The following is a 16,747-nucleotide window of genomic DNA, read 5'->3' as shown; positions in this document are numbered from 1 at the left end:
CAGCGGAGTTTGTCTGAATGCCAGTTGAGAGGTGCGGAGCAGCCCGGAAGAACACCAGGGCTGTCCGCTCACGCCCGGCTTGCGCCCAGGCGGTGGCAGAAGGGCACGCCCATGCCTTTCGCTGCCGTGCAGGCGCGATGGCTATTGTGAGGCGTCTCTTTGTTCACGATGAGAAAAAGAATAACACGGCTTCGCCCAAAGGCAAGCCATTCACATCCTCTTTTGGTTCTTTTGTTGGTTAGGTGAGAGCCGCCTGCCTCTTTTCAGGCGTTCTCTTTGGCGCTGTCTTTTGAGGGACGGACAGCAGTTCACAGAGGCGTATGAGGTCGTCCTCGGTGATGTCCACAAACGAGTCCAGGCTGCGGAGCGCAGCCACGATTTCTTCATGGGTCGGCTCCGGCTTGGCCCCTTTGGGTCGCCGGGGACGATGGGTCAAAAAGGCTGGGTAGCGCCGCCAGCGGAAGCAGAGGTTCAGCAGGACGGCCAAGCCAACCATCATGAGGGCATTGGTGAGAATGGGAAACAGCACAAAGCCAAAGCCCAGATCACGAATGCCGGGGCCGCCAATGACCGCCATCAAGGCCGTGGCTCCTCCGGGTGGATGGATGCATTTGAACTGGTGCATTACCCCGATGGCCAGGCCCACCGCGCAGGCACCTGCGACCGCCTGATGAGGAATGTATCGTGCGCAGAGAACACCGACGAGTGCGGACAGTCCATGGCCCGCGATAACGGGCCACGGCTGGGAGAGCTGGCCGTGAGGCACGGCGAAAAGCAGCACCGCCGTGGCTCCCATGGAGGCCACCACCAGACTGCCGTCCGTGCCATCCAGCCCGTGCTGAACCAGCAGGATGAGGAGGAAGATCGAGAGGATCCCACCCGCGGTGGAAATGAGCTTTTCCTTGTAACTGACGGCGCTGAGTTCAATGCCGAGCTTTTCTTTCCATGATTCCATAGGGCGTTTAAAAAATGCCGGGGCTTTTGTCCGAGAGACTGGCAGCCTCCGTGGGGCGGGCCCACCAATCGCTGTACAGCCTGCCCCAGTCGCTGACGCTGCGCTGACGGCACACAAAACCCTCGCGGCAGAGCATGGGGTCTGGCTGGGTGATAGCGGAGGCGGTGATGCCTGTGGCCTTGCGGAAGAAAGCATACAGGAGTCGCAACGTCAGCCACGAGCGGAATCGGCTCAGCGGTGGGCCTGTCACCTGGAAATCTGCCTGCAACCACTGGGCATTGGGGGTGGCGGCCCGGGCCATTTTCACGATGAGGCTGCGCAGCTCTTCCTCACGAAAGCAGTCCAGAAAAAAGCAGGTGACGATGAGGTCAAAGGTGGCTTCGGGAGGTTGCCATTCCCTCGCATCGGCCTGCACAAAAGTGATGCCGGAATGTGCGAACCCGGCCTGCGCGAGCCGTTTGAGTGTCCGCTGCAGCATGCCTGCGCTGGAGTCCACCACCGTCGCCCTCGCGTAAGGAAAGGCGCGACGGTACTCAAGCAGGAAGCGCCCGTCACCCTCACCTAAAATCAGGGCGTTGGCAGGGGGATGCAGCATGGGTAGAAAGGCGGTGCGGCAACGCTGGAGTTCCTTCCCGGCAAACAACCATTCCATCCAGTGATAGTGGGGTGCCAGGGTATCGAAACTCATGAGGAGGAGCAGCAAATTTCCAGGGACTGAGAAGCGGAGGTGCAGGCTCCAGGTAAAATGATGGCCCTGCGATTATATCGTGACACGATAAAAGTCAATCCTGGCATGGTTCGTGATTCATCGGCATCACGCAGCTATGCCCAAGCCCCGAAAAATCTCCCAGAGCCAGTATGAAACCCTCGCCGCCTTCCGCTTTGCCCTCCGGCAGTTTTTGCGCTTCAGCGAGCAGGCGGCCCAGGGTGCGGGGCTGACACCGCAGCAGCACCAGGCCATGCTGGCTATCAAGGGCTTTCCCGGCCGAGCCAGGGTGACGGTGGGGGAGCTGGCGGAGCGGCTGCAGATCGCCCATCACAGCACGGTGGGGCTGGTGGACCGACTGACGGCGGAAAAGCTGGTGACTCGGGAGCCTTCCAAGGAGGACCGCCGTCAGGTTTTCGTCAGCCTGACTAAGCGTGGGGAGCGGCTGCTGGAAGGGCTGTCTTCCGTGCATCAGGAGGAGCTGCGACGCATCGGCCCGGAACTCCGGGAACTGCTGGAGGAAATGACCGGCGGGGAAGGGGACAGCTGAATGGAGACTGTCATCCGCAGTTGAACAAACACGCAGCCGGGCCTAGCAAATGGGCCCATGAAACTCTCGACCTGGAACGTCAATGGCATCCGTGCCTCCCTGAACAAAGGCCTGCGTGAATATCTCCTCGGCAGCGACGCCGATGTGATCTGCCTGCAGGAAACCAAGGCGATGGAATCCCAGGTGGACTTGGCCTTTTTGTCCGGTTACCAGGCGGTGTGGAACAGTGCGGAGAAAAAAGGGTACTCAGGCACTTGCATCCTCAGCCGGGTGCCATGGAAGGGCCACACCCTGGGCCTGGGAATCGGCGAACACGATCGCGAGGGCCGTGTCATCACCACGGAGTTCCCAGACTTTTATCTCGTCACGGTCTATACGCCCAACAGCAAGGCGGAACTCGCCCGCCTGCCTTACCGCCTGCAGTGGGATGCGGCCTTTCGCCATTATCTGAAAAAGCTGGAGGAGAAAAAGCCGGTGCTGACCTGTGGCGATCTGAACTGTGCCCACCAGGAAATCGATCTGGCCAATCCCAAGTCCAACCGCATGAATCCAGGATTCAGCGATGAAGAGCGTGCCAGTTTCACCCAGCATCTGGAGGCCGGGTTTCTGGATGTTTTCCGCGAATTCGACAAATCGCCTGGACGCTACACGTGGTGGACACAGCGCACCCCAGATGCGCGGGCCAAGAACATCGGGTGGCGGCTGGACTACTGGCTGGCTTCCGCAGGCTTGCGTCCTGCTATCACTTCATGCACGATCCGGGACGACATCCATGGCAGTGATCATTGCCCTGTCGAAATGGTGATCCAGCCCTGACATTTCCCGTTATGAAAACGTTTCTTTTCGCCGTAGTCATGATTGCCGCAACTCTGCACGGAGCTGAGCCGCCGAAGCCGACGGAGGCAACTTACAAAGAACTGAAGTGGCAGGATGACGTTTACTTTCTCAATGGTAAACCCTTCTCCGGCCTGGCGCGTGACAAGCATAAGGATGGCAAACCCAAAGGCGAATACCCCTTCACCGAAGGCAGGCTGCATGGAGTCGTCCGCGAGTGGTGGGAGAACGGGCAGCTTTCCACCGAGACCCATTTTGAAAAGGGCCAGCGCCATGGCCTGAACCGCTATTGGTCAAAGAGCGGCGAGCTGATGAAGGAGCAGGTTTATGAGCGCGACAAATCGGTGAGCGAGAAGCACTACGACGTCAAATAGCACGATGGGAGGATAAGCCTTGGTGGCTTATTCGGATTCCAGCCTACCCTGTTTGTGCCGGTATCCTTGAATCATACCCTGGCCAAGATCGAGGTTGTACATTTTTTGTAGGTCCTTAAGTTCCAGCAGGGTCCAGGGAACGAGGGGATTGGCCCCGTTTTTGGTGTAAACGAGGTCATCTGCCAGGTAGATGCAGGAGTGGAAGGCATTGCCTTTGGGATTGATGAACATCAGCACATCTCCAAAGCGATAAGGGGCCTCCACTTGCTGGAAGTTTTCCAATACCGCGCTGGAGGCGAGGTGGGAGTCCAGGTAGTAGTCCTGTGCCGTGAACTTGAAGAAGTTCAGCGTCGTCCAGTGGCAGTCCGGGAAGCGGATGTGCGTGGTGAAGTCGTCGCCTGGAAAGGTGTACAGCAGTTTGCGGGGCAGGGCAGGCAGGACATGGAGGAGGTCCAGGTGCTCAATGCCAGACACGGCGGCGGTGGCTCGGAAGAGCGGCTCCAGCTCCTTGCGCCGGAGGTTCAGTCCGGTGGACCAATAGTCGAGCATCTCCGGTAGATTGCTGCCAGGGTTTACCTCCAGGCGGGCAATCAGGGTGCGGGTGCGGGTGAGCTTCTTTTTGATAAGCTGGGCTTCCGAGTTCGATTCGGCCAGTCCTAGTAAGAGGGGAATGTCACTGAAAGCGAGGGTGTCTCCCCGGTGGTACGACAGGTGGCGAATGGCGGAAATGAGCTCCGGCCGGAGGCCAGAATCCTGAGCCCATTCGTCCACATTCCCGCCCAAGAAGAAGATGGGGAATTCATAAAATTCGTTATGAGGGTAGCTGGCCAGCCTGGCATAGATCCGCTGCCGTTCGGTCTCACTGAGAGCTTCAATGAGGGCCGCGCTGGGAAAAAGGTTGGCGATTCCATTGCGCCGGATCACGGCCCTTGGGTTGAACAAAGGGCTGACCAAATCATTGGTTAGTTCCGTTTCTGAAATGAGGGCCTCAAAATCTGCCAGCCTTTCTTCCGGGATGCGCCAACGGGGCTGTGTGTCGGGCGTGGGTGCGCGTGAAACCACGCTGTCCGGGGCTTCGAGATAAAAGTAGTAGCACTGAATCTTCCCCCAAGGGCCTTCTTTGGTGAAGAAGGAACGCTCTGGAGGTAAGGCATCTTCCTGCCCCCAAATGGATGTAGAAAGGACAAAGGCAAAGAGCCAGGTGCTCATAATGAGGACCTTTGAAAGCGGGCGGCTGGAGCAGATGGGGGGTGCCAGTTGCATGGTTAGGCGGAGGGATACTCAAGTCGCGAAGACGATGTTTCCGCAAGCCTGGATTGATAAAGCTTTGGCGTATTGATGGGGGTCAAAGCTTTGCCTTGGAGTTGGTCAGACCTTAGCCGCAGACAAGCCATCGTCTAATAGCCGCAAGATGCCGAACCAGTTCAAAATTCGAACTGAAATTAAATCGGTAGCGGCCTCAGAGGCACTGCCGATCCGCCTTTTGCACGGTCGACAGTCCATCTCAACCAGCCCCAACCAGCCTGATGAATCCACCTTATCACACCCTTTCCTGCCGCCGTCTATGGCTGGCCATCAGCTTGTTAGGCACCTTCGTTCCATCGGCATGGGCCTTGGATCCCACGACACCCGCAACAGGCTCCTGGAATCTCACCTCGGCCAATGGAAACTGGAGTGACGTTACGCGCTGGCAAGGGGCTGTTCCCAACGGGATGGACCAAGTCGCCGAACTCATCAACAACATCTCTGCAAACCGCACGGTGACCATTGATGCCGCCATCGCTGGCACGAACGTGACTCTTGGCGGGCTGCGGATAGGAGACCTCAGCGGAGGCAACTCCTTCACCCTGGCGGGTGGCACGCTGACGATGCAAGCCTCGGAGGGGAATGCTTTCATCACCAAGCAAGGTAAGAGTGGGAATGATACGATCAGCTCGGCCATTCAGCTCAACAGTGCGGTAGATTTTTTGATTGCCGATACCAATGGCAACAGCCTGGGGCTGACATTGGCCGGAAAAATATCCGGCGGTGTCACGGGCACAGCCATGATGAACCTCGCCGTCAATGATGGGGAGAACTTCGTCCGTCATCTGTTACTGAATAACAATACGAATGACTTTGCCGGGCAGATTGTCGTGAATTCCGGCTTGCTGAGGCTGGAGGGAGGTGCACGTGGAAGTTCAAATGACTTTGGGGCAAGCGCCGCCGGATTACGCGGTGTGGGCAATGAAGTCATCATCAACAACGGTGGCCGCGTGGATCTGCGTGACAGCGACTATGATGTGCAGGCCGATGACACGGAGATTTTCATCATCGCTGGCGCCGGGATGAACGGTCTGGGCGCGCTTGTGAACACCGCTGGCACGGCGTCTCTTTCGCATCTGACCCTTTCAGGCGATGCTTCTGTGGGCGGTTATTCCAGCACGGAACTCAAGCGCTACCTCAATGCTACCGGGGATGAAGAAATGGCTGCCGTTTTCGACTTGGGCGGCCATGATCTCACCAAGATCGGCACGGCGAACCTAGTGATTGAAAATGCGGACATCCGCAATGCGGCGGGTTCATCCATCAACATCCACGAAGGCGCGGTCATGTTCCGCAACAAAGGCGGGTTGCTGGGGGGTGCCCTCATTGGCGGTACAGACCGGGGCAACCAGATTGACGGCATGACCATCAATGTGGCCTATTATGAAGGCACTTTTGACGGGGTGGACCTCACGCAGGGAAGCCGCACGTCGGATCCCTTCAATCCCAACCGTCTCGCGAGTGATCTCTCTGGCAATGCCGTGACAGCCGCTCGGCTTATTTTCCGGACAGACTGGGGCACGGGCAATACCCACGTTCCTAACCAAAAGGTGGTAGAGACCTATGACAATATCACCATCAATCTGAACTACGGGTCGCTGATCCGTGAGGGCAATGGTGAAACCGGGCGCACCTTTGATCACATCTTCGGGCCAGGGACGACTGTTAACTTGGTCGGCGGCGGCATGGGTGAAAACATCTTCAGCATGGGTGGCGGGGCGGTGGGGTATAACAGTGCTACGGACAGCTATGATCATCCTGGGTTGACCGAAATTCAGGGAGTCATTGACAACACTTCGGGTGACAATGAAGGCACTGGCTTTACCAAAAGAGGTAACCGTGAACTGAGGCTGACCGGCAACAATGCCAATTTCAATGGTGACGTGCATGTCAAACAAAGCACCGGGCGTTTCCTTCCTTCGCAATACACAAACACCTCTCCGACAGGGGCTGCGGAATCGCAGTACTTTAGTCTCTCGCTGGCTGGGCCTCAGGGCAGCCTCAATCAGGCCGATTCCATCACCCTCAGCCGCTGGGGCTCGCTGGCCCTGCTGAACAATTCGGGAAATGCCGTCTATGCGAGCGCCAACAACAATGACCGTCTTAATGACAATGGGCTGCTGAATTTGCGGAACGGATACCTGACCTTGGAAACGGATGTCACGGTGGCCAATACGGAAAACTTTGGTCACGTGGCAGTGACTGCGGGCACGAATTATTTGTACCTCGACACCCGAGCCGGTGGCCAGTTCGATGGCAGCTTTGCTTCGCTCACCCAGAGCAACGGCGGCATCCTCAAAATCTACAATCTGAACGGCAGCCACACCTGGGGGACTGGCGCTGCGGATGACCGGCTGAAGCTTAACGATACAAGCGGACTGCCTTTGGTTGGGGCCAACGCGCCAGGCAGTAGCACGCAGCAGGTGATCCCAGGGCTTTTCGGCGGCAGTCTGCCTGCCAGCTTTGCCGCAGCCACCGGGGCGGCGGCCAATCGCACGGCTTACACCATCCAAAATGCCTACGCCTTCGGTGGCTCTGGCCTCGGGCTGATGACGTTGGATAACGGCTATCTCCGGCCTCTGACAGCCAGTGAGTACAGCGTGGGCGGCACTCCGGTGGCTGGGACAAACTGGTTGTTAGACCGCTACATTGATCCGGAAAGCGCCGGGGGCCGCAATAACTATGCCAACCGGAATGTGACCCAGGATGTGATGGTCAATTCCCTGACCATCGGGTTCAATGCAAGCACCTCAGGGCAGGCTGTGCCTGTGGCCGCCCGTGACTACCTCATCATTGAGCCAGGGCGCACGCTCACCATCAATTCAGGCATCATCAATTTCACCTCCTTCATCGAATCTGTAAACACCAACCCTGAGGCCGTGATCCGTGGCGGTAGCATCAGCATGAACGGTCAGGCGGCCATCATCAATTCCGCCCTTTCTCGTCATGATCTGGATGCCAATAGCGGTTCCTTCGGCACCTTCATGCCGGGCAGCAATGCCTTCCTGCGCAGCAACATTATCAACGCCACCGACCTGGTGAAAACGGGGCGCAATAACCTCTACCTGGACACTTGGAACCAGTTCTCTGGCAATGTCTATGTGAGCGAGCAAGGGGGCCTGCTGGTACGCCATCCGGGTGCCCTGGGGGCTGGCGCGGAAGGCCGCGAAGTGGTGGTGGGTGGTGCGGGCAATTTTTACCTCGAGTATGGCACCAACATCAGCGGTGTGAACCTGCGCGTTTCCAACACGTTTGACACCACCCGCACTGTTCTCCGCAACGAAGGGGCCTCGCACAGCACCTGGGGAGGTGATGTCATTTTCGACCTCGCAGATGAATCCGGCTCTGGGGAATTCCAAACCCACGTGATCACCGCCCGCAATAACGGCACGCTGACTCTCTATGGCAATCTCTACACCGCCAACAATCAGAACATGTCCGACAATGACACGTGGAACGACCCAACGGTCATTTCCACCTCTATCGGAGAAAGTGCCACTTTGAATTTCCGTGGCCAGTTTCGCGACACGGAGGCTGGTTCCCTGGCCAATGTGGGTGCCACAGGTGACAATGCGACCCGGCTGGACCGCAACCACTCACTGGTCTTTCAGATGCGTGGGCACGACGAGATGAACGTCAATGTCTTCCAGCAATGGGATGCCACGGGATCGATCTTTGCCACCCAGGGATACTTCCGCATCCAGTATGATCCTGCCGCAACCGGCCTGGACGGCACAGGCTTTCAGACCAGCGATGCGCTGGCGGCAATCACCCAAGACAACACTTGGAATCAAATGTGGTTAGGTGGTCCGCAGAACTCTCTCGGCGTAGCCAATTCCGCCACCAACGTTTATCATGGCCATGTCCTGCTGACTCGGGCAGATCAGGTGCTGAACTACGCGGACCGCATCAACATCAGCAACAACAACCGCAACCACACGCTCACCCTGGGCGGCGAGCACACCAGCGGAACGGCCTACATAGGCAGTGCCGACAACAGCCTTTCTTACCGGATTCTCTTTCAGAACTCCAATACGGAGAGAGACCTCCGCTTCCTTCAGGTGCGCGGCGGCACGCTGGTGGTCAATGCCCGGCTGGAGGATAGCAACACCACGGCGGACAGCTTCAATGCCTCCGTTTCTCTCGTGGGTCCTGGGACGGTGGTCTTCAATCGGAATGCGGTGGGGAACTCCAATGTGGACCGCTGGAACTTCATGGCAGGAACTGCCGTCTGGAGCGGTATGAACGGAGATAACCAGTTTGCCCGCACACGCACCACTGGCACCAATGCCCTTGCCTCTATCACCACCTGGGGCGGAGGAAACCTGGTGCTGGAACAGCCTGTGGGCACGGCCATGCGAACCCAAACTGTGGATGGAAACATCTACCTAATGAAGGGTGCGAGCTCCGCCACTACCCAGCAGAATACAACCCTGACCCTGGGTGCGGCTACCCGTGTGCTGAGGCGTGACTCAGGCTCATCGTTGGCCTTTATGGAAAATGGCAATGGAGCGATCAACATCAGTGCCACCGATCTGAGCACCACGGCTGGGGCTTTCATCGGCGGCTGGGCCGTTTATGGCAGCACCGCCAGCGGTGTCACGGACTGGGCGGGGCGGCAGGCGACAACTGGGGTACAGGCCTTTGCTGCCTACACGAACGACTCATTCGGTGCGGCCAATCACACTAATCTTACCGCCAGCATGGCCCTTTCAGGCAGCACGGAGAGCCAGACATTGCGTTTTGGGGCTGCGGGTCAGCTCGATATCGGGGCGGGGAGTACATTGTCTTTGTCCCAGGGAGGTTTGCTGGTGCCTGCGACGCTCGCGGGCAGTGTCAGCATTCAGGGGGGCAGCCTCACCAGCACCTGGGCTCAAGGCTCCAATGATCTAATGCTTTATAACTATGGCCAGGGGGTAATGACCATCGGCTCAGTCATTGCCAATGATGGGGCGAATAAGGTGAACCTCGTCCACGCAGGCAGCGGCACCACGGTGCTGACGGCAGACAATACAATGACAGGCAACGTCTACCTAAACAATGGGGTGCTTCAGATCAGCAGCGACTCCCAGCTTGGTCAGGTCAATGGCTCCATCTCACGGGTAGTGCTCATTAATGCGGGCAGCAGCTACACCGGTAGCCAGACTGGTGCCGCTGCTTCGTTGCTAGGCGGCAATGGCAGTGGTGCCATAGTCACCTTCAATACGGGCACGAGTACCGTCAGTGCGATCAATGTCACTAACGGGGGCAGCGGCTACACCAGTGGCGTACTTGTCACTCTAGACGGCACTCCCGCGGGTAATAATGCAGGGGCATGGGCTATCCTTGATAGCGGAAATTTGCACTTCAATGGGGGCACTTTGCATGTCACCGAAAGTCTAAAACTCAACAGCGGTCGCACCATTTTCCTCGGTGGGAATGGTGGCACCCTGCGTGTGGATCCGAACAAGGTGCTGACCTTCGATGGTTTCATCAGCGGTGATTACAATCTTGTAGATACCGACAATGGTTACACCCTCTCAGACAGCCTGGGCACTCCTTGGGAGGCCTCCTCTGTTCGGAATCCGGATATTGGAGATCTCACCATCAATGGTGGCGGTACGGTGGTGTTTCGGTATGCGCCTTTGGGGGATGGCTCCACCCCTGCCAATATGGGCCATGCCTATGGCGGCATCACCTGGATCAATGACGGCGTCCTCAGCTTGCAAGGGGTAGGCAGCACCGGGGTCACTGGTGCTCTGGGCACTCACCGCTCCTTCCTCGACAGCACGGTCATCGGTGGGAACGGGAGCCTGGACCTGTTCTTTACTTCGTCAGATCCCACCATTGCCGAATGGCTGACCCTGCGAGGCAGCGGTTTCGAAGGCGGCGGCACCATCCGTTCCATGGTTACAGGTACGGGTCGTGCATACAACCTCACGGGACAAATCCATGTCGAAGAGGATGCCCTGCTGAAGATCTTCAACTCGCATAGCATCTACCTCAACAATGGCGGTGGCGACATGTTTGGCACGGGCAACATCACCCGCATCGGCAACGGTGAACTGCGGCTCTATGGCAACACCCCTGAGTGGACTGGGGCTTTTCTTTCCGCCAGCGGTACATCGCGACTCATCGGCGCCGGCAGCGTGGGTGGTTTGACGCGTATGGGGCTGGACCGCAATTCGATCTTCTACCTGTCCACCGGCGGCACCTCGATTGATGAATTCCGGGATCGTCTTCCAGACAATCTGCCCATCACCGCCGATGGCTACATTCGCCTGCGCATGGATGCAACAGGCGGCGTCCATTCCGGTTTTGAGAAAGCGGGCATCCTCACGGCGCAGGCCGGGGTGCTGGGGCTGGAGTACAACCTGGGTGCCGACTACCTAACCACCTCGGGTGTCACCGCGAACCGTCTGCAGGGCGATTATGCGGGCTGGCATTTCACGGAGATCGTTCGTCAGCCCGGGGCTTCGGTACATCTGCGGAATCTGGATTCAGGAACGACCTTTGCAGGACGTGATTTCTTCAGCGGCAATGTCACGGACAAGGCTGTCCTGCGGGTGGATGTGGCTCCCCTTGCCATTGGCACGGGCAATGGCCTCAATGGCAATGCGCCTGTTGTTCCTGGTTTCTTCGGCGGCACCCGCGATCTGCTCGTCGCCTCTTCGGATGGTGTGACTCAGCGCTTTGACGAATCCTACACCTCGTTCAGGCTGGTGACGTTGGACAGCGATGGCAACGGCAATCATTTTCTGCGTCCGCTGGAGCTGTCCGAATACAAGACGTTGGCAAATCCAGACGGTGCCGTCACCACCACAGTATCACTGGATGACCAGGGCCTAACTAATGATCAGAATCTGCGAATTGTGGGTCGTGATTCGGATTCGCTTCAGTCTGGGCAGTTCGGTGCCACCCGGCAAAATTCACTGTTAACGCTCAATGCCTCGAAAACGGTGAACTCACTCAGTTTCAACTCTGAAACCTACGTGCAGAACGGGGCTGCGAACCCCACCTCTGCCGCGACCCAGGGTGGAGACCACACCACGTTGCAGATGCGGGATGACACCAAGCTCACCGTCGCTTCGGGTATGATTCAGGCGGCTAACTTTGGTGTGCTGGACCGCATGGGCATCACCAACAGCGGCAACTCGAATCTCGACATCCGTTCCCAGATCAACGGCGGTGAACTCGATTTCGCCGGGCAGGAAGCGCACATTTATGTGGGCGGCTTTTTCACCCGATATGATACGGCAGGCCAGCCGAAGGGGTATGAGGGCATTGACGGTGACAATACCACCCTGACCATCGCCTCAGGCATCACCAACTCCAATGGCTTGGTCAAGACCGGTCCAGGCGCTCTCATACTGACTGGCTACAACACTTATTCCGGGGCCACCCATGTGAACCATGGCTCGCTCTATGCGCGCAGTGACTTTGCCCTCGGCCAGAGTGACAGCGTGAATGTGACCGGCGGCGGCAATTTTTATCTCAGCCATGGGGCAAGTGTTTATGGAGCTGACATCCGTGTGGGCACCATCAGCGGGAACAACATCGCCTTGTCGATTGAGCAGGGCGGCACCTGGGGTGGAAACATCGTCTTTGACAACGTGGACAGCGCCGGAGCCACGGGCTACACACGCAGCTTCATCCCGCGTGTCTTGGTGAACTCGACCAACATTGGTACTGTCGAGGGCGACATTTATGGCGGGGCCGGTCTTCTTGCCGCAGGCGTGCAGGCCACAGAGTCCCGTATTTTCACCACTTACACCGGGGCTGCCGGCATTCTCGATTTCCGGGGGCAGATCCGTGATAATGCCTCGGGGGCCATCGGGGCACCCGTCACTGCGGCCAATCAGAACCAAGTGCTGCGCATGGAAGTCATCGCCACCACCAATGAGGCCAATGTTCAGCTCTGGCAGCCTTATGATTCTGCGGGCCAGATCATCCTCAAGCGTGGCTACTTGCGCTACTCCGGCTCGGGGGATTTTTACACCACCGGTGCAGCGGCAGCATTGAACCCGGACAATGCCATGTCCGGTTTCCACATAGGTGGGCGCGGCCTCATCGCCAGTGGTACGGCGGATGGTCTCACGACCTCCAATGCCACTTTCGTGCTGGCCAATGAAGGTTCGGTTTTCAATCTCTCTTCGTGGACTGTCGGCGGGGACATCACAGACTCAGGCAACATCTTTGGCCACGGCAACTGGGGGCTGGGCAACACCACTGGCAACTCCACCATCGGCGGTGAAAACCGCTCGGGAGAAGTCGTCTTTGGCACGGGCACAGGCACACTCCGGTTCACCCCTTACACGACCTTGGCCGACAGGGATCTGCGGCTCTATGCCGCCCCTGGGGGTGAAGTCAGCATTCGCGCAAATCTAGTGGATGGCGGCACGGCGGCCAATCCGGTCAATACCTCGATCACCAAAATCGGGGCCGGGCAGGTGAATCTGCAAGGCTCAACCGCCGGGGCGGGCTCCGTCGAAGGAGTGAATGTGCTGGGCGGGCTGTTGCTGCTGGAAGGCTATGATGCAGCACCCGGCCGCCGTGTGGGGCTGAATGCCAGCCTGCTCCTGGGTGGAGGCACCTTGGCTGTGGACGGTGGGCAGGAAAACTTTGGCACCTTGCAGATCCGCGCAGGTGGTTCGGCCTTGGCGGCCATCGGGGCGGGCCAGCTTGACATTGCTGCTTTGGGCACCCGCAGCAGTGGGGGGGCTCTTCATTTGCAGGGCATCGCAGGCGGCAGCATCCGGTTGGGCGATGTGGCTGAAGGAACCCGCCTGGGTTCTTACGCTACTTTTGGTTCGGCTGCGGACAGCCAGCCTTTTGCCACCGACTGGGCCTCGGTGAATGCTTCGGGTCAGGTAGTGGCCTTTGCCGGTTACGCCAATGATTCTCTCGGGGCTGGCTTGCACACGGACCTCCAGGGTTCCTCGATGGTCGCTGGCGTCACGGAATCGGTGCGGTTTAACACCCCCGGCGCAGCCTTCACCAGTGGCAGTCTGACGGTGAATGATGGGGGACTGCTTTTCACCAGCAACTACGCTGGCGGTGTGGCCATCGCCTCTGGGGTGGGTGTCATCACCGCCGCTGGTCGGGATCTGATCCTGCACAACTATGCCTCAGCACCTGTGACCTTGGCCGGCAATATCACGGGTAGTCAAAATGTGGTCTTCACTGGCATCGGCGAGACGGTCCTCACGGGCAGCAACAGCTACAGCGGCAGCACCTTTGTCACTGGTGCGTCCACACTGACCATGGATGGCATCAGCCGTCTCGGCACCGGCCCGCTGAACCTCAATGGTGGAACAGTGAGCCTGACCGGCACCGGGACTGATACTTACTCCGCCAACGTGGTGCTGGGCAGCGGCGATGGCACCGTAAGAGTGGTAGATGAAGACAAAGTGCTGGTATTTCGGGGCGTCATTTCCTCGGAGGCCAATCCGGTGGCCAGCCTCAGTGGCAATCCCAACAGCGGAGGCCTGCGTATTGAGGGGGCTGGAACGGTCCAGTTCGGTTCACGCACCGATGGTGCCACCCTGGTGGGGGTGGCCAATACTTACACGGGCCTGACCATCCTGGGCGATGGAGTCAACTCCCTGCGGGTGGACCTCCAGGGCGGTGGTGCGAACAACACCCAGCACACGCCCTTTGGCAGCACGGACTCCTGGACGGATGGCACCATTGTGAAGAACAATGTGACCATCGAATTTTCGCCTCAGGAAGGTTCTCCCGCAGGGACGGACCAGGTGCGCTACCGTGAGTGGATGCAGTTCGGCGAACAGGCGGGTGACCAGATCTACCTCAATCACACCACCCGTCGTCAGATCGTTATGGACGGTTTTTACAACCTCGTGGGGGACCTGAACATCCGCACTCAAAATGCGCTTCTCCCCGGCAGCGGCACGGGCAACCGGGAGTTTTATTTCAATCCGAATGAAGGTGGCCTCACGGGCGCGGGCAACATTGTTAAAACAGGCGCAGGCTCGCTGTATCTTTACAACAGCATGACCCAGTGGACCGGTGACCTGGATCTGCGCGAAGGGCTGACTCTTCAACTCATGTATCCCGGGGCGTCTCTCGAGAGTACGGGGAATATCTTGTTAGGCGATCCCACAGGAGTCTCCACCTCGACTGTGCAGTATCGTGTGCAGGCCAGATATGGCAACAGTGACACGGCTGTGGACAGCGGGCGCCAGACTTACCTCATCCCTCGCGATTTCAGTGTGCGCGATAACATCAACCAGGAAGTGCGCATCGCCGGTAGCTACGCCCCAGAATCCACCCTGGACTTCACGGGCGACATCTACCTGGGTTCCGGCAGCACGGGCGGCGGCGGGGCCCTTTCGCCCAATCATGTGCGCTTCTACTATGAGGACTCCACCGCCTACAATGCTGCCGTGGTGGGACATCAGCAGCATGTGCTCATGAATTTCCGGGGCAATCTCAGCGGCTCCAACAACCTCATGCTGGACAATACGGAAGACGGCAGCGCGAACAGCGATCCTTATGACCAGTTTGTGACCTTTCTCTTTGCAGGCGACAACAGCGACTTCACCGGCAGGGTCACCATCGGGGCAGAGCAGGGGGTTGGTACCAACAACTTCGACCGCGACGACAATGAGATCTTCCGCGCAGGCTCTGCCACGGCGCTCACCTCGGCCAACATGGTGGAGATGCGCAATTTGAGCACCTTTCAGACAGGCGGCCAGGGGCTAACGATCGGCGGCCTCATTTCGAATGACGGTGCCAGCACCTCCGGGCTGTATTCATTCACCAGTCCTACCTGGGATCCCACCCGCCAGACCACGGCGGATCTGGCTGCCATCAATGCCAATGTGGATCCGGCTTCGGGGACATTGCACGGAGCCACCGGCACGGCCAACTACACTCCGGTCGGCAACAGTTCGGCCATCGTCGAAAATGCCTCCACCACACCAGGCACCCTGCGCATTGTCCAAAATGGGGACACCGCCTGGGATGTCTATTTCCGTGATGGAGTGCCTTCAGCTCAGTATGAAAAAAGCGCCGCGACGCCAGGCTCCCTGAGCATTGAAAAACTCGGCACAGGTGCCGCCACTCTGACCATCTTCAATGATTACACGGGCACCACCACCGTCTCCGCTGGCACGCTGCAGGTAGGGCAGGGCGGTACGGGCGAATGGGGTTTCGTCAGCCAGGGAAGCACCAATGCATTCACCGCCCTCACGAGCACCAGCGGGCGGATCGCAGGCAGCACTGGAACAGGCATGACGACCGTCATGGCTGGTGCCACGCTCAGCGGCACGGGGCATGTGCGCGGCGGGCTCACGGTTCATGGCACTCTGGCCCCGGGGGATTCGGTGCTGACAGTGGTCGGGGTAGGGAGGGGGACTCTTTTTGTGGGCGATGGCAATGGTGGCGACCTGGTCCTGAATCCGGGAGCCATTCTTTCCATGCAGGTGCTGGGAGCCACGCTTCTGGATTCGGAGCTCGCTGCCGGAAATTTTGTCATCGGTGGCTTTGAGTATGAGGACTACATCTCTTTGCTGCCCTGGATCAATCCTTCCTCCAGCGCCTTCCCAGACTACTTCGGGCAGACTGTCCCCAGCAGCACCGCCATTGTATCGGCTGCGCACGATCACCTCGAAATTGGCGGTGGCCTGACCTGGAATGGAGGCCGCATCGAGGTCCTTCCTACCGATACAGGGTTCATCCCCAGCGCAGGCAATGTTTACAATTTGCTGGATTGGTATGGTGTCGCCGATTGGGGCAGCTTCGATGCCGGATCCAGCCGTTATCTGGTGGGCAACGGCGATGACAATGGCGATCTCAATCTTCCCGATCTCTCCGCTTATCCTCACTTGCGCTGGGACACGGGCCTCTTCAACAGCCACGGCGTGCTGGTCATCGCGGTCGTTCCAGAACCCAGCCGCGTGCTGCTGCTGGTGGTCGGCGTGGCCTTCCTGTTTTTCCGCCGTCGCCGTTAGGCTGCTGCCGATTGGTCGGATGAAGGACGGGCTTCCTGGGTTTTTGTTCCTTCATTCGGCCAGGAATGA

7 protein-coding genes are annotated in these 16,747 nt (G+C 58.5%); 4 read left to right on the top strand and 3 right to left on the bottom strand.

Annotated elements, in window-relative coordinates:
- Window positions 1–238 precede the first annotated feature (238 nt).
- Both ABEB25_RS04835 and ABEB25_RS04830 read right to left on the bottom strand, forming a co-directional pair.
- A complete protein-coding gene (locus ABEB25_RS04835) occupies window positions 239–955 on the bottom strand; it encodes an HPP family protein (RefSeq protein ID WP_345735250.1) in 717 nt (238 codons plus the stop codon).
- A gap of 7 nt (window positions 956–962) precedes the next feature.
- On the bottom strand, window positions 963–1,643 hold the full coding sequence (locus ABEB25_RS04830; RefSeq protein WP_345735249.1) for a class I SAM-dependent methyltransferase: 681 nt from the start codon (window positions 1,641–1,643) through the stop codon (window positions 963–965).
- A gap of 136 nt (window positions 1,644–1,779) precedes the next feature.
- Here ABEB25_RS04830 and ABEB25_RS04825 point away from each other — a divergent pair, with 136 nt between their 5' ends.
- The 3 genes from ABEB25_RS04825 to ABEB25_RS04815 are packed head-to-tail and all read left to right on the top strand — an operon-like array spanning window position 1,780 to window position 3,419.
- Window positions 1,780–2,211 (top strand): MarR family winged helix-turn-helix transcriptional regulator, encoded by a 432-nt coding sequence (locus tag ABEB25_RS04825; RefSeq protein WP_345735248.1) that lies wholly within the window; start codon window positions 1,780–1,782, stop codon window positions 2,209–2,211.
- A gap of 57 nt (window positions 2,212–2,268) precedes the next feature.
- Window positions 2,269–3,027: an exodeoxyribonuclease III gene (locus ABEB25_RS04820; RefSeq protein ID WP_345735247.1), complete on the top strand. Its 759-nt coding sequence runs from the start codon at window positions 2,269–2,271 to the stop codon at window positions 3,025–3,027.
- 38 nt (window positions 3,028–3,065) lie between these two features.
- Window positions 3,066–3,419: a toxin-antitoxin system YwqK family antitoxin gene (locus ABEB25_RS04815; RefSeq protein WP_345735246.1), complete on the top strand. Its 354-nt coding sequence runs from the start codon at window positions 3,066–3,068 to the stop codon at window positions 3,417–3,419.
- 27 nt (window positions 3,420–3,446) lie between these two features.
- On the opposite strand, the gene ABEB25_RS04810 is transcribed toward ABEB25_RS04815, so the two are convergent.
- The gene (locus ABEB25_RS04810) at window positions 3,447–4,628 is read right to left on the bottom strand and encodes a hypothetical protein (protein WP_345735245.1); all 1,182 of its coding nucleotides are present in this window, start codon (window positions 4,626–4,628) and stop codon (window positions 3,447–3,449) included.
- Between the two features lie 317 nt (window positions 4,629–4,945).
- On the opposite strand from ABEB25_RS04810, the gene ABEB25_RS04805 reads away from it, so the two are divergent.
- Window positions 4,946–16,678 (top strand): autotransporter-associated beta strand repeat-containing protein, encoded by an 11,733-nt coding sequence (locus tag ABEB25_RS04805; protein ID WP_345735244.1) that lies wholly within the window; start codon window positions 4,946–4,948, stop codon window positions 16,676–16,678.
- Window positions 16,679–16,747 lie beyond the last annotated feature (69 nt).

The sequence above is a fragment of the Prosthecobacter algae genome, assembly GCF_039542385.1.
Classification (GTDB): domain Bacteria; phylum Verrucomicrobiota; class Verrucomicrobiia; order Verrucomicrobiales; family Verrucomicrobiaceae; genus Prosthecobacter; species Prosthecobacter algae.
This window is presented reverse-complemented; position numbering and strand designations above follow the sequence as displayed.

What these genes read in the sequence shown, in the direction of transcription:
- ABEB25_RS04825 (WP_345735248.1), top strand. Translation starts at nt 1,780, where the DNA reads ATGCCCAAGCCCCGAAAAATCTCCCAGAGCCAGTATGAAACCCTCGCC.
- ABEB25_RS04810 (WP_345735245.1), bottom strand. Translation starts at nt 4,628, where the DNA reads ATGAGCACCTGGCTCTTTGCCTTTGTCCTTTCTACATCCATTTGGGGG.
- ABEB25_RS04805 (WP_345735244.1), top strand. Translation starts at nt 4,946, where the DNA reads ATGAATCCACCTTATCACACCCTTTCCTGCCGCCGTCTATGGCTGGCC.
- ABEB25_RS04815 (WP_345735246.1), top strand. Translation starts at nt 3,066, where the DNA reads ATGATTGCCGCAACTCTGCACGGAGCTGAGCCGCCGAAGCCGACGGAG.
- ABEB25_RS04830 (WP_345735249.1), bottom strand. Translation starts at nt 1,643, where the DNA reads ATGAGTTTCGATACCCTGGCACCCCACTATCACTGGATGGAATGGTTG.
- ABEB25_RS04820 (WP_345735247.1), top strand. Translation starts at nt 2,269, where the DNA reads ATGAAACTCTCGACCTGGAACGTCAATGGCATCCGTGCCTCCCTGAAC.
- ABEB25_RS04835 (WP_345735250.1), bottom strand. Translation starts at nt 955, where the DNA reads ATGGAATCATGGAAAGAAAAGCTCGGCATTGAACTCAGCGCCGTCAGT.